Raw genomic sequence first — 13,431 nt, 5'->3', positions numbered from 1 at the left:
GCGCTCATAACAACAACACGCCGCAGATCAACGCACCCGGTGAACCAGCCCTGCGAAGGTGGTGCGGTCGGTCTCGAGTGGGGTCAGTCTTGGACGCCGGCGGCGAGCATGGGGGTCAGGGTCAGGCCCGGGTGCTCCCGTTCGAGGGCGCGGAGGCGCCATTTGTCGGTGAATACCGCCACCAGGGAGCCGTCCAGCGGGCGGGACAGGACCTCGGCGCCGCGGCGGCCGGCCAGTTCCTCGGCGGACTCCTTGTCGGTGATCCGGGCGGTCGAGTAGTCGAGGCGGGTCAGTTCGATCGGGGCGCCGAACTCGGTGTCCATGCGGGCGGCGACGACCTCGAACTGCAGCGGCCCGACCGCGGCGAGGACCGGGGCCTGGTCGCCGCGCAGGTCGCTGCGCAGCACCTGCACGACGCCCTCGCCGCCGAGCTGCTCGATGCCGCGCCGGAACTGCTTGGCGCGGCCGTTGTCCTTGGCGCGCGCCACCATGAAGTGCTCGGGCGCGAACGCGGGGATGGGCGGGAACTCCACCGGGGTCTTCGTGTAGAGGGTGTCGCCGACGGTCAGGCCGGACGTGTTCGGCAGCCCGATCACGTCGCCGGGGTAGGCGGCGTCCAGCGTCGAGCGGTCGCGGCCGAACATCGTCTGCGCGTACTTGGTCGCCAGCGGGCGTCCCGTGGAGGCGTGGACGAGGGTCATGCCGCGCTCGAACCGGCCCGAGCACACCCGGATGAACGCGAGCCGGTCGCGGTGCGCCCGGTCCATGCCGGCCTGCACCTTGAAGACCTGGCCGGAGAACGGCGCCGCCACCGGACGCTCGGTCCCGCCCGTGTCGGCGCGCGCGGACGGGGCGGGCGCCAGCCGCCGGACGGTCTCCAGCAGCGCGCCGACGCCGAAGTTGGGCAGCGCCGCCCCGAACAGGACGGGCGTGCACACCCCGGCGTGGAAGGCGTCCATGTCGAGGACGGCGCCGATCTCGTCGAGCAGTTCCAGCTCTTCGAGGGCGGTCCGCCAGGCGTCGCCCTCCTCGCGCACCGCCTGCTCGGCGGGCACCCGCTCCTCGATCGCGCGGGTCGCGCCGCCGGGGGTGCGGCGGAACCGGGTGAACGCGCCGGTGGCCCGGTCGACGAGGCCGCGGAAGTCGCCCGCGGCGCCGACCGGCCAGGTCAGCGGGGCGGGACGCAGGCCGATGCGCTGCTCGACCTCGTCCAGCAGTTCGAGGGGCTCGCGTCCGGGCCGGTCCCACTTGTTGACGAACGTGATCACCGGGATGCGGCGGTGCCGGCACACGTCGAACAGCTTCAGCGTCTGGGCCTCCAGGCCCTTGGCCGAGTCCAGCAGCATGACGGCGCCGTCGACGGCCGCGAGCACCCGGTAGGTGTCCTCGGAGAAGTCGGCGTGGCCGGGGGTGTCGAGCAGGTTCAGCAGCGCGCCGCCGAACTCGAAGCGCAGCACGGAGGACGTGATCGAGATGCCGCGGGAGCGTTCGATGTCCATCCAGTCGGACCGGACGCCGCCGCGTCCCGCCTTGCCGTGCACCGCGCCCGCCTGCTCGATCGCCGCCGCGTGCAGCGCGAGCGCCTCGGTCAGCGTCGACTTCCCCGCGTCCGGATGGCTGATCATCGCGAACGTCCGGCGGCGTGCCGCCTCGGCCGCGACGTCCTCCGGCGTCCCCGTTCCGCCGCTCAACCGCGGCCCCTTCCCGTCGTCTCCCCGGCCGTTGCGCCGTTCCGAGCCTATGCGCTGCCGCCACCGCGGCCCGCCGTCCGACGCAGGTCAAGTGTTGCACAGGGCAATAGTTAGCCCGGCTTCGCAGTCGCGGTCGAGGGGTGCGGGACGGGGGCTCCGGGCCTTGTACTACGGTTCGTAGTACACCATGCGTCCGGACACCACGAGCGACACGACGCGCGCCGACGGCGGCATGAGGCTGCTGAGGTCGGCGGCGTTCTCGGCCGTCTGCACGGCGGTGTCGGCCACCGCGCACGCGGCGGCGTCCGGGGACGGGGTGCCGTGGTGGTCGCTGCTCACCGGATGGGCCGTCACGCTGTGCCTGGTGGCGCCGCTGGCGGGACGGGAGCGGTCCAGGCCGGGCATCATCGCCATGCTGCTGTGCGGGCAGATCGTCCTGCACACGGTGTTCTGCTTCGGGCAGTCCCCGGCGCCGGCCATGCCCGGCCATCACGGCGGCACGGGCGTCGAGCTGATGCCCGGGCCCGCCATGTTCGCCGTGCACCTCGCCGCCGCGTTCCTGCTCGGCCGGGTCCTGCACGGAGGCGAGCGCGCCCTCTGGCGGATGGTGCGGATCTCGCGGCGGACGGCGGGCGCGCTCTTCGCGTTCGTCCTCGTGCGACCGGCGGTCGCCCGGCCATCGGCCGCGCACTCCGGGACGCGCCGCCGCACCGATGAGGAGACCGGACGGGGCGAGACCCCGCTGCTGGCCCACGCCGTGGTCCGGCGCGGCCCGCCCGTCCCGGCGATGGCCTGAGCCGATCCCTTCTACGCCGTGCCCCGGTGGGCGCGGCGTGCTCGACCCTGCGTCGCCGACTCTGCGTCACCGACCCTGCGTCACCGACGCTCCTCATCTCCTCATCTCCGGAGGCTTCATGCCTGCCCCGTTTCCGATGACCGTGCCCGCCCGGCTGGCCGTCGCCGCCGCGGCGGTCGCGCTGGCCGCGTCCGCGTGCGGCGGCGCCCCGGCCGAGAGCCGCCCGGCCGCCGCCGCGACCGCGACCGCGACCGCCGGCCCGTCCGGGTCCGCGATCCGGCTGGACCGGCCGCTGCCGAAGCCCGAACTGACGCTCACCGACGACGAGGGCCGCCCCTACGACCTGGTTGAGCGGACGGCGGGCAAGCCCGTCCTGATGTACTTCGGCTACACCCACTGCCCGGACGTGTGCCCGACGACGATGGCCGACATCGCCAACGCCGTGAAGGGGCTGCCGGACTCGGAGCAGCGGAAGCTGCAAGTGATCTTCGTGACGACCGATCCGGCGCGCGACACCCCGAAGCGGCTGCACGCGTGGCTCGCCGCGTTCGACTCCCGCTTCATCGGGCTGAGCGGCGACTTCGCCGCCATCCAGAAGGCGGCGCGCGGCCTCGGCATCGCCGTGGAGAAGCCGGAGAAGACCGCCGGCGGCGACTACGAGGTCACCCACGGCGCGCAGGTGCTCGCCTTCTCCCCCTCCGACGACAAGGTCCACCTCATCTACACGTCGGGGACCACGACCAAGCAGTACGCCGCCGACCTGCCGGAGCTCATCGGGGGGACGGCGTGAGGCGCCCCGCCGCCGCCCTCGCGGCCCTCGTGCTCACCGCCGGAACCGCCGCCGCCTGCGGCTCGGGCGGCTCGGACGGCAAGGAAGCCCCGGCCGGGCCGCGCCTCGCGGTGAGCGGCGCGTACGTCAAGGAGCCGCCGATGCCGGACATGGCGGCCGGCTACTTCACGATCGCCAACACCGGCGGGAAGGCCGACACGCTGACCGGGGTGACCAGCGACATCGCCGAGCACGCCACCGTCCACACCACGAAGGCGAACGGGGCGATGGCCGAGGCGGGTCCGCTGGCCGTTCCCGCCGGCGGCCGGCTGGTGCTCCGCACCGGCGGCTACCACGTGATGCTGATGGACCTGAAGCGCAAGCCGAGGACGGGCGACACGGTCACGCTCACGCTGCGGTTCGCGACCTCGTCCCCCATCACCGTGCAGGCGCCCGTGCGGCCCGCGTCCTACCGGCCAGAGCAGTGACCGAGCGGCGCGGGATCACCCGGCGGCGGCTGCTCGGCACGGCGGGCGGCGTCGGGGCCGCCGGGGTCACGGGCCTGGCCGCCGGCGGCCTCGCCGGGCAGCGCTGGGCGAGCGGCGACGGCCCGCCGCTCACCGCCGTCGGCGGTACGTCCGTCCCGTTCCGCGGCCGGCACCAGGCCGGGATCACCACCCCGGTGCAGGCGTCCGGCCACCTGGTCGCGTTCGACCTGCGGCCCGGTGCCGGACGCGGCGGGGCGGCGGCGCTGCTGCGCCGCTGGTCGAACGCCGCCGAGGCGATGGCGGCGGGACGTACGCCCGCCGGCGACGACCAGGTCGCGCTGGACGCCGGCCCGTCCTCGCTGACCGTGACGTTCGGCTTCGGCCGCTCCTTCTTCGGCAAGACGGGACTGGCGGACCGCATGCCGGACGCCCTGGTGGAGATGCCGCCGTTCCCCGCCGACGCCCTCGACCGCTCGCGCAGCGACGGCGACCTTTGGGTGCAGATCGGCGCCGACGACCCCCTGGTCGCCGTGCACGCGCTGCGCGTGCTGCAGAAGGGCGCGTCCGGCACGGCGGAGGTCCGCTGGATGATGAGCGGCTTCAACCGGGCGCGGGGCGCGACCGACCGCCCCCGGACCGGCCGCAACCTGATGGGCCAGATCGACGGCACCGGCAACCCGGACCCGTCCGAGTACGACGCCGAGATCTTCGTCGCGGACGCCACCGGCCCGCACGCGTGGATGAACGGCGGCTCGTACGCGGTCGTCCGGCGCATCCGGATGCTGCTGGACACCTGGGACCGGCTGCCCCTCGCCCGCCAGGAGCGGATCATCGGCCGCCGCAAGTCCGACGGCGCCCCGCTGTCCGGCGGGACGGAGACGACGCCGGCGAACCTCGGCGCGGTCGGCCCGGACGGGGCGCTCGCCATCGCGGGCGACGCCCATGTCCGGGTGGCCGCGCCGTCGTCCAACGGCGGCGCGACGATGCTGCGCCGCAGCTTCTCCTACCACGACGGCCTGCGCCCGGACGGCGCGCCGGACGCCGGCCTGCTGTTCGTCGCCTGGCAGGCGGACCCGACGACCGGCTTCATCCAGGTGCAGCGCAAGCTCGACGGTGCGGACGGCCTCACCCGCTTCCTGCGGCACGAGTCCAGCGCGATCTTCGCCGTCCCGGGCGGCGCCGATCCCGGCGGTTACGTCGGCCGATCGCTCCTGGAGGCTTGACCTTCGAGCCGGGTCGAAGGTCTACCGTCGCGGCATGAGCACGATGCGGATCTCACAGCTCGCCGAGCGCAGCGGCGTCCCGGCGACGACGCTGCGGTACTACGAGAGCGCGGGCCTGCTGGCCGCGGACCGCACCCCGTCCGGCTACCGGACGTACGGGGAGGACGCGGTCACCAGGCTCGCGTTCATCGGCTCGGCCAAGCACCTCGGCCTCCCCTTGGACGAGATCGGGGAACTGCTCACGGTCTGGGAATCCGGGGCGTGCGCCGACGTGAAAGCCGACCTGCGCCCCCGCGTGGCCGCCCGCCTGACCGAGTCCGAGCGGCGCCTCACCGAGATCGAGGCGTTCACCCGGTCACTGCACGACGTCCTTCACCACCTGGACGAACTCCCCGACCGGACGGTCCCCTGCGACGCCGAATGCGGCCTCCCCGACGCCCCGCCCCGTGCCGAGCAACACGCGGACACGGTCGGTGAGGCCGAGGAGCAGGCGATCGTCTGCTCGCTCTCCGGGGACGGCATGGCCGATCGGGTCGCCGGATGGCGGACGCTCCTCGACGGTGCCCGACCGGAGGACGTCGACGGCGGCGTACGAGTCACGCTGCCCGCCGCCAAGGCCGGAGCGGTCGCCGAACTGGCCGGGGCCGAGCAGCGGTGCTGCCCGTTCTTCGACTTCCGGCTCTGCTTCGATGGTGACGTCGTTCACCTGGAGGTCCGCGCCCCCGCGGACGCCGCCGGCCTGATCGACGACCTGTTCGCCCCATGATCTAGGACGCCACCGTGCTCGTCGCCCGCTCCATCGCCCTGTTCGCCGTCGCCGCCGTCCTGGAGATCGGCGGCGCCTGGCTGGTGTGGCAGGGCGTGCGCGAGCACCGCGGCTGGCTCTGGGCCGGCGCGGGCGTCATCGCGCTCGGGCTGTACGGCTTCGCCGCCACGTTCCAGCCGGACGCCCACTTCGGCCGCGTCCTCGCCGCCTACGGCGGCATCTTCGTCGCCGGGTCGATCCTGTGGGGCGTGGTCGCCGACGGCTACCGCCCCGACCGCTTCGACATCGCCGGCGCCCTGATCTGCCTCGCCGGCATGGCCGTCATCATGTACGCCCCACGCGGCCACTGAGGACCCGGCCGGGTCATCAGGGCCGCGCAAGGCTGCGCTGCGGGCGTGCGGCGGGCCTACCGGCTGCCGTCGGGGGCGGACAGGTAGTCGTCCCTCAGCCGCGCCTTGTGGATCTTGCCGACGGGGGTCAGCGGGACCTCGGCGGTGACGACGAACTGGCGGGGCACCTTGTAGTCGGCCAGGCGGTCGCGGCAGTAGGCGGCGAGCTCGTCGGCGGTGGGGGGCTCGGCGCCGGGGCGCGGGACGACGTAGAAGCGGCCGATCTCCCCGAGCACCTCGTCGGGGACGCCGATGCCGGCGGCCATCGCGACGCCGGGGTGCGCGGTCAGGACATTCTCGATCTCGACCGGGTACACGTTGAAGCCGCCCTGGATGTACATCTCCTTCTTGCGGCCGCGCAGGACGAGGTGGCCGTCCGGCTCCATCTCGACCATGTCGCCGGTGGCGAGCCAGCCGCCCGGCAGGAAGACCTCGGCGGTCTCGTCCGGCATGTCCCAGTAGCCGGCGGTGACGCAGCCGCCGCGGATCTGCAGCTCACCGGTCTCGCCCGGGGGCAGGACGGTGCCGTCCGGGCCGGTCACGCGGGCCTCGAAGTCGCCGATGATCGCGCCGAGGGTGCGGGCGACGGTCTCCGGGTCGTCGTCCAGCGGCGACAGGACGCAGGCGCCCGAGGACTCCGACAGGCCGTACAGGCCGTAGAGCGGCGCGCCGGGGAAGGCGCGGCGGATCGACTCCGCCAGCGCCGGTTCCACGTTGGACCCGCCCGCCATGCACAGCCGGACGGACGAGACGTCGTGGTCGGCGAAGTCGTCGCGGCCGAGCATCAGCACGTACATCGTGGGGACGGCGCCGAGGAACGTCACCCGGTGCCGCTCGATCGCGCGGAGCGCGCCGTCCGGGGAGAAGGCGGGCAGCAGCGCCACCGACCCGCCGCTGACCAGCGCGGCCATGATCGTGCAGGTGATGCCGCCGACGTGGTTGAACGGCAGATGCCCGAGCAGCACGTCGCCGTCGGTCATCACGAAGTGGTCGGCCTGGGCGCGCGCCGACGCCAGGATGCTGCCGTGCGTGATCACCGCGCCCTTGGGGCGCCCGGTCGTCCCCGAGGTGTAGAGGATCATCAGCGGGTCGTCCGGGGCCACGGCGTCGCGCGCCGCCTCCAGCGCGGCCGGGTCGGCGGGCGCCGCGGCCAGTTCGTCGAAGCCCTCGCCGAAGAACACGTAATCGGTCACGCCGGGCGCTTGCGGACGGAACTTCTCGAAGAACGCCGTGAAGTCGAAACCCGGAATGGCGGGGGCGCTGATGACCATTCTCGCGCCGCTCTGGCCGAGCATGTACGCCAGCTCTTGTTCGCGGTAACGGACGTTGAGCGGGACGACGACGGCGCCGATCCGCGCCGCCCCGAAAAAGGCCGCGAGCCATTGCACCGTGTTGAGGCCGAGCAGGCCGATCCGGTCGCCGCGCCCGATTCCGCGTGCGAGCAGCCCGCTCGCGACGCGGTCGGTCAGCGCGTCGAACTCCGCGAACGTGACGGTGCCGTCACCGTCGTACAGAAATGCCTTGTCACGCGCCGCCGCGTTCTCCAGCGCCGTCCCGACCGTATTCGCCCGCATGCCGCCTCCCCTTTGTGGCCCGTCCCGCCCCAACGATCACGCATCCGGGGCGTTCTGCCAATACCCGCCGCCGGGGCTCAGGGCTTGCGGCCGACGCCCGCGTAGAACCAGACCGGAAGCGCCTCCTCCAGGGAGATGGACCGTTCCGGCCGCCACAGCGGCGCCCACACGAGGCCGGGGTCGAGCAGTTCGAAGTCGCCGAACAGCCCGGTCACCTGCTCGCGGGTGCGGGGGGTGCCGGGCGCGGACGTCCGCTTGTAGACCTCCACGACCTTGGCGACCACGTCGGGGACGCCGTCGGCGGACGCGTGGGTCAGCACCAGGTGGCTGCCCGAGGGGAGCGCGTCGCGCAGCTCGGCCATGATGCCGGGCGGGTCGTCCTCGTCCGGGATGAAGTGCAGGGTCGCGACGAGCAGCAGCGCGATCGGCCGGTCGAAGTCGAGCAGCCGCCGCACCTCGGCGTTGCCGAGGATCGCCTGCGGGTCGCGGACGTCGCCGACGATCATCCGGGTGCCCTCGGAGTCGGCGAGCAGCGCGCGGCCGTGCGCGACCACCTGCCCGTCGTAGTCGACGTAGGCGACGCGGGCCTTGGGGTTCACCGCCTGCGCGATCTGGTGGACGTTCTGCTGCGTCGGGAGCCCGGTGCCGATGTCGAGGAACTGGTCGATGCCCTGCTCGGCGAGGTACCGCACGGCGCGGCCGAGGAAGGCGCGGTTCTCCCGGATCAGGGTGATCAGCGTCGGATCGGCCTCGATCGCCGCCTCCGCGGCGGCGCGGTCGGCCGTGTAATGGTCCTTGCCGCCCAGGTAATAGTCGTACATTCGGGCGATATTCGGCACATTTGGGTCGAAACCGCTCGGCTGCGGCCGGTCAGCTGCCACCATTTCTCCTCACAGCCGCGAGGGCGGGGGCTCACGGCCCCACCAGGCTACGCGATCATGAACGCCTTTCGCGCTCGGCGGGTTCCGCCGGAATCTCGTCGAAGATGAGCCAGGTCCGGGTGGCGCGGACGCCTTCGACCGCGTGAATGCGGGCCAGCACGACATCGCGGAGCGAGGCGTTGTCCGGGGTGCGGACGAGCATGACCAGGTCGACGTCGCCGCCGACGAACGCCAGGTGCTCGACATGGGCCATCGTCCGGAGCTCGGCCGACACCTTGCGCCAGGAGTTCTGCTCGATGTTGACCAGGACGTAGGCCGCCGTCCCGAGGCCGGCCCGGACGGGGTCGACCTGCGCGGCGAACCCGGTGACGACGCCGTCGGCGATGAGCCGCTCCACCCGCGTGTAGGCGTTGGAGCGGGAGACGCTGACCTTCTCGGCGAGGGCGCGCATGGAGATGCGGCCGTCCGCGCGCAGCTCGCGGATGATCGCGCGATCGAGGTCGTCGAGCGGTGCCGCCGAACGTCCGTCATGTCCGGCGAGCGGTGGGGTATCAGGAGACAGATGGTCCATGAATGCTCCACTGGTTGGCCGTATGTCCTGGTTTTTGGCCGTCTATTGAGACCTATGGCCGATCTGGTTCATATTCCTAGCACCGATCGAGTGCGGAGGTGGAGGCGTATGGCGGCGGGCCGGATTGAGACACCCCGGGCCGAGTCGGGCCGGGTCGAAGCGGGCCGGATCGAGGCGGGCCGGGTCGAGGCGCTGCTCCCCTCGGCGGAGCCCGTGCGGTTCCTGACCGACGGCGGAGCGGCCGTGCGCGGGAAGCAGCGGTACGCGGTCCCGGATCCGGAGCTGCTGCGCCGGGCGCACCGTGCGATGGTCGTCGGGCGGCGGTTCGACGCGCAGGCGACCGCGCTCACCAAGCAGGGCCGGCTGGCGGTGTACCCGTCCAGCCACGGGCAGGAGGCGTGCCAGGTCGGCTCGGTGCTCGTCCTGGAGGACGGCGACTGGTTCTTCCCCACCTACCGGGAGTCGATGGCGCTGGTGTCGCGCGGCATCGACCCGGTCGAGGTGCTGTCGCTGCTGCGGGGCGACGCGCACTGCGGATACGACCCGCAGGTCCACCACACGGCGCCGCAGTGCACGCCGCTCGCGACGCAGACCGTCCACGCGGCGGGCCTCGCGTACGCGGAGCGGCGCAAGGGGACGGGACGGGTCGCGCTCGCCTGCGTGGGCGACGGCGCCACCAGCGAGGGCGACTTCCACGAGGCGCTGAACTTCGCCGCCGTCTTCAAGGCGCCGGTCGTGTTCTTCGTGCAGAACAACCAGTACGCCATCTCGGTGCCGCTGGAGAGGCAGACCGCCGCGCCCTCCCTCGCCTACAAGGGCATCGGCTACGGCGTGCGCTCCGAACGGGTGGACGGGAACGACCCGGTCGCCGTGCTGGCCGTCCTGTCGGCGGCCGTCGAGCACGCCCGCTCCGGCCATGGACCGTTCCTGGTCGAGGCCCACACCTACCGGCTGGACCCTCACACCAACGCCGACGACGCATCCCGCTACCGCACGGACGCCGAAGCCGACGCCTGGCGGAAACGCGACCCGGTCGCCCGCCTGGAGTCCTACCTGCGGCGGCGCGGGCATCTCACCGACGAGGACGTCGCGGCGGCGTCCGCCGAGGCGGAGGAGTTCGCCGGACGCCTCCGCGACCGGATGAACGCCGACCCCGAACTCGTCCCGCTGGGGCTGTTCGACCACGTCTACGGCACCCCCGACCCGCAGCTGGACGAGCAGCGGGCCCAGCTCCGCACCGAGATCGAGGAGACGCCGTCATCCGAGGAGGCGCTGTCATGACGACGATGGCCCAGGCGCTCAACACGGCGCTCCGCGAGGCGATGGACGAGGACGAGCGCGTCCTGGTGTTCGGCGAGGACGTCGGCGCGCTCGGCGGCGTCTTCCGCATCACCGACGGCCTGTCCGCCAAGTTCGGCGACGACCGCTGCTTCGACACCCCGCTCGCCGAGGCGGGGATCGTCGGGTTCGCGGTCGGCATGGCGATGGGCGGCTTCCGGCCCGTCATCGAGATGCAGTTCGACGCGTTCGCCTACCCCGCCTTCGAGCAGATCGCCTCGCACGTCGCGAAGATGCGCAACCGCACGCGCGGCCGGGTGCGCCTGCCGCTGGTCATCCGCATCCCCTACGCGGGCGGGATCGGCGGCGTCGAGCACCACTGCGATTCCAGCGAGGCGTACTACGCGCACACTCCCGGCCTCAAGGTCGTCACGCCGGCGACGGTCGAGGACGCGTACTCCCTGCTCCGCGAAGCGATCGAGGACCCCGACCCGGTCGTGTTCATGGAGCCGAAGAAGCTGTACTGGTCGAAGTCCGGCATCGAGCACCTGGAGCGGACCGAGCCGTTCGGCCGCGCCGCCGTCCGCCGCCCCGGCCGGGACGCGACGGTCGTCGCGTACGGGCCGAGCGTGCCGGTCGCGCTGGAGGCCGCGGACGCGGCGGCCGCCGAGGGCTGGGACCTGGAGGTCATCGACCTGCGCACGATCGTCCCGTTCGACGACGCGACCGTGGCCGCGTCCGTCCGGAAGACGGGCCGCTGCGTGGTCATCAGCGAGGCCGCCGGGTTCGCGGGCGTCGGCGCGGAGATCGCCGCCCGCGTCCAGGAGCGCTGCTTCCACAGCCTGGAGGCCCCGGTGCTGCGGGTGACCGGCTTCGACATCCCCTACCCGCCGCCGATGCTGGAGCACCACCACCTGCCGGGCGTCGACCGCGTCCTGGACGCCCTCGACCGCCTCCAGCGCGACGACCGCCCCGACACGCGTTACCTGGGCGGTGCGGCATGAGCGCAGCGAACCGGGGGGTGCGGGGGGTCGTCCCCCCGCAGGAGACACGCGTGAGCCCGACGGTCTTCAAGCTGCCCGACCTCGGCGAGGGCCTCACCGAGGCCGAGATCCTGGAGTGGAAGGTCTCCGTGGGCGACACCGTCACGGTCGACCAGGTCATCGTCGAGGTGGAGACCGCCAAGGCCGCCGTCGACGTCCCGATCCCGGTCGCGGGCACGGTCACCGAGCTCTACGCCAAGGCCGGCACCGTCGTGGACGTCGGCTCCCCCTTGATCGCCGTCACCGCCGCGCCGCCCGCGAATGGCAGCGCGGCCGGCGCCGGGAACGCGGCGGCGGAGCAATACCGCGAGGAGGAGCGAGCCGGGTCCGGCAACGTCCTCGTCGGCTACGGAACATCCACGAACCGCCGCTCACGCCGCCGCACCCCGAAACCGCCGTCCGCACAGTCCGCGCCGCCGGTCCAGGCGGCGACCGCGTCTCACAACGGGGTGCCGCGGGTCATCTCGCCCGTGGTGCGACGGTTGGCGAAGGAGAACGGGATCGACGTCGCGGCACTCGCCCCGACCGGCCCCGGCGGCGTCATCCTGCGCCGGGACGTGGAAGAGGCCATCGCCAACGCCGCGTCCGACACCGCCCCCACCACCACCCCGACCCACGGCACGCGCCACGAAGACGCCGACGTCGTGCGCGTCCCGCTCAAGGGCGTGCGGCGGACGATGGCCGACAAGCTGTCGCGCAGCCGCCGCGAGATCCCGGACGCCACCACTTGGGTCGACGTCGACGCGACCCGCCTGGTCAAGCTCAAGAACAAGATCGCGCAGGCGGACCCGGAGGCGCGCGTGGGCATGCTGGCGCTGCTCGCCGCCGTCTGCGTGACGGGCCTGCGCCGCTTCCCCGAGCTCAACGCCTACGTGGACACCGAGCGGCAGGAGATCGTCCAGCTGCCGCACGTCCACCTCGGGTTCGCGGCGCAGACCGACCGGGGCCTGGTCGTACCGGTCGTCCGCGACGCGCACGCGATGACGCTGGCCGAACTCGCCGCCGCGCTCAGGGAGCGGACGGAGGCGGCCCGCGAGGGGCGCCTGTCCCCGAGCGACCTCACCGGCGGCACGTTCACGCTCAACAACTACGGCGTGTTCGGCGTGGACGGCTCGACCCCGATCATCAACCACCCCGAGGCCGCCATGCTCGGCGTCGGCCGGATCACCGACAAGCCGTGGGCGCACAAGGGGAAGGTCAGGCTGCGCAAGGTGACGCAGCTGTCGTTCACCTTCGACCACCGGGTCTGCGACGGCGGCGTCGCCGGCGGCTTCCTGCGGTTCGTCGCCGACTGCGTGGAGCGTCCCGAAGTGCTGGTCACCCACCGCTAGGTTCCGCGCGGCGGCGCAGTCCGTCGAACGCGACCTTGCAGAGCGCGTCGGCGATCTCCCCTCCACTCGCGCCGCCGCGCGGCCGGTACCACTCGATCAGCGAGTTGACGAGCCCGAACAGCAGCCGCGCGGCGATCGCCGGGTCGATGTCGGGGCGGATGTCGCCGTCCGCCTCGGCCTCCGCGACCAGCCCGGACACCAGGTGGTCGAACTCGCGGCGGCGGGCCAGCGCCCGCTTCTCGACGGCGGTGTTGCCGCGCACCCGCAGCAGCAGCGTGACGAACGGCTGCTGTTCGACGAGGACGGCGACGCTGGCCCGGACGAGGTGCTCCAGCCGGTCGATCGCGCGCCCCTCGACGGCCGCGGTCTCCGCGGCGGCGGCGAACAGCCCGTCGAGGGCCCGGTCGACGGCGAGCTGGAGCAGCTCGTCCTTGCCGGAGACGTGGTGGTAGATCGCGGACTTGCCGATCCCGAGCCGCTTCGCCAGGTCGTCCATGCTGGTGCCGTCGTAGCCGCGCTCGTTGAACACCTTCACGGCGACCCGCAGCAGCGACTCCCGGTCGTATCCGGGCCGCCCGCGCCGGTTCGCCCGCCCGCCGCCCACAGTGCTCACGGCGGCCATTATCGCAGC

14 protein-coding genes are annotated in these 13,431 nt (G+C 73.2%); 9 read left to right on the top strand and 5 right to left on the bottom strand.

Translation table 11 applies throughout. The annotated features are described in order from the left end of the window. Positions 1–83: 83 nt before the first annotated feature. Positions 84–1,691: a peptide chain release factor 3 gene (locus ABFX46_RS13145; RefSeq protein WP_346042190.1), complete on the bottom strand. Its 1,608-nt coding sequence runs from the start codon at positions 1,689–1,691 to the stop codon at positions 84–86. A gap of 187 nt (positions 1,692–1,878) precedes the next feature. Here ABFX46_RS13145 and ABFX46_RS13140 point away from each other — a divergent pair, with 187 nt between their 5' ends. The 6 genes from ABFX46_RS13140 (at position 1,879) to ABFX46_RS13115 (ending at position 6,083) form a co-directional block, all read left to right on the top strand. Then, positions 1,879–2,487 (top strand): hypothetical protein, encoded by a 609-nt coding sequence (locus ABFX46_RS13140; protein ID WP_346042189.1) that lies wholly within the window; start codon positions 1,879–1,881, stop codon positions 2,485–2,487. A 118-nt stretch (positions 2,488–2,605) separates the two neighbouring features. After that, positions 2,606–3,277 (top strand): SCO family protein, encoded by a 672-nt coding sequence (locus ABFX46_RS13135; protein WP_346042188.1) that lies wholly within the window; start codon positions 2,606–2,608, stop codon positions 3,275–3,277. Beyond that, positions 3,274–3,744 carry a copper chaperone PCu(A)C gene (locus ABFX46_RS13130; protein WP_346042186.1) on the top strand — a complete coding sequence of 157 codons (471 nt, stop codon included), beginning with the start codon at positions 3,274–3,276 and terminating at the stop codon, positions 3,742–3,744. The genes ABFX46_RS13135 and ABFX46_RS13130 overlap by 4 nt, the downstream gene beginning before the upstream one ends. After that, positions 3,741–4,967, top strand: a complete 1,227-nt coding sequence (gene efeB, locus ABFX46_RS13125) for an iron uptake transporter deferrochelatase/peroxidase subunit (protein ID WP_346042184.1) — start codon at positions 3,741–3,743, stop codon at positions 4,965–4,967. Before ABFX46_RS13130 ends, efeB begins: the two co-directional genes overlap by 4 nt. A 34-nt stretch (positions 4,968–5,001) precedes the next feature. After that, the gene (locus ABFX46_RS13120) at positions 5,002–5,733 is read left to right on the top strand and encodes a MerR family transcriptional regulator (protein ID WP_346042183.1); all 732 of its coding nucleotides are present in this window, start codon (positions 5,002–5,004) and stop codon (positions 5,731–5,733) included. Positions 5,734–5,747: 14 nt separating this feature from the next. Then, a complete protein-coding gene (locus ABFX46_RS13115; protein WP_346042181.1) occupies positions 5,748–6,083 on the top strand; it encodes a YnfA family protein in 336 nt (111 codons plus the stop codon). A 56-nt stretch (positions 6,084–6,139) separates the two neighbouring features. On the opposite strand, the gene ABFX46_RS13110 is transcribed toward ABFX46_RS13115, so the two are convergent. The 3 genes from ABFX46_RS13110 to ABFX46_RS13100 form a co-directional block, all read right to left on the bottom strand. Then, entirely contained in the window at positions 6,140–7,696 is a 1,557-nt protein-coding gene (locus ABFX46_RS13110; RefSeq protein ID WP_346042179.1) for a class I adenylate-forming enzyme family protein, read from the bottom strand. Positions 7,697–7,773: 77 nt separating this feature from the next. Beyond that, positions 7,774–8,580, bottom strand: coding sequence for an SAM-dependent methyltransferase (locus tag ABFX46_RS13105; RefSeq protein ID WP_163062491.1), 807 nt, complete (start codon positions 8,578–8,580; stop codon positions 7,774–7,776). Positions 8,581–8,632: 52 nt separating this feature from the next. Further along, on the bottom strand, positions 8,633–9,148 hold the full coding sequence (locus ABFX46_RS13100; RefSeq protein ID WP_346042177.1) for an Lrp/AsnC family transcriptional regulator: 516 nt from the start codon (positions 9,146–9,148) through the stop codon (positions 8,633–8,635). Positions 9,149–9,256: 108 nt separating this feature from the next. Here ABFX46_RS13100 and pdhA point away from each other — a divergent pair, with 108 nt between their 5' ends. From pdhA to ABFX46_RS13085, 3 genes are read left to right on the top strand one after another with little or no spacing between them, the layout of a single operon-like run. Continuing rightward, positions 9,257–10,429: a pyruvate dehydrogenase (acetyl-transferring) E1 component subunit alpha gene (gene pdhA / locus ABFX46_RS13095; protein ID WP_346042176.1), complete on the top strand. Its 1,173-nt coding sequence runs from the start codon at positions 9,257–9,259 to the stop codon at positions 10,427–10,429. Then, positions 10,426–11,430: an alpha-ketoacid dehydrogenase subunit beta gene (locus ABFX46_RS13090; RefSeq protein ID WP_346042175.1), complete on the top strand. Its 1,005-nt coding sequence runs from the start codon at positions 10,426–10,428 to the stop codon at positions 11,428–11,430. Before pdhA ends, ABFX46_RS13090 begins: the two co-directional genes overlap by 4 nt. Positions 11,431–11,480: 50 nt before the next feature. Continuing rightward, positions 11,481–12,800, top strand: a complete 1,320-nt coding sequence (locus ABFX46_RS13085) for a dihydrolipoamide acetyltransferase family protein (protein WP_346042173.1) — start codon at positions 11,481–11,483, stop codon at positions 12,798–12,800. Here ABFX46_RS13085 and ABFX46_RS13080 read toward each other — a convergent pair. Further along, a complete protein-coding gene (locus ABFX46_RS13080; RefSeq protein ID WP_428831250.1) occupies positions 12,787–13,422 on the bottom strand; it encodes a TetR/AcrR family transcriptional regulator in 636 nt (211 codons plus the stop codon). The genes ABFX46_RS13085 and ABFX46_RS13080 overlap by 14 nt on opposite strands. Positions 13,423–13,431: the final 9 nt, after the last annotated feature.

This window comes from Actinomadura chokoriensis (assembly GCF_039529475.1).
Taxonomy (GTDB): Bacteria; Actinomycetota; Actinomycetes; order Streptosporangiales; family Streptosporangiaceae; genus Spirillospora; species Spirillospora bangladeshensis.
This window is presented reverse-complemented; position numbering and strand designations above follow the sequence as displayed.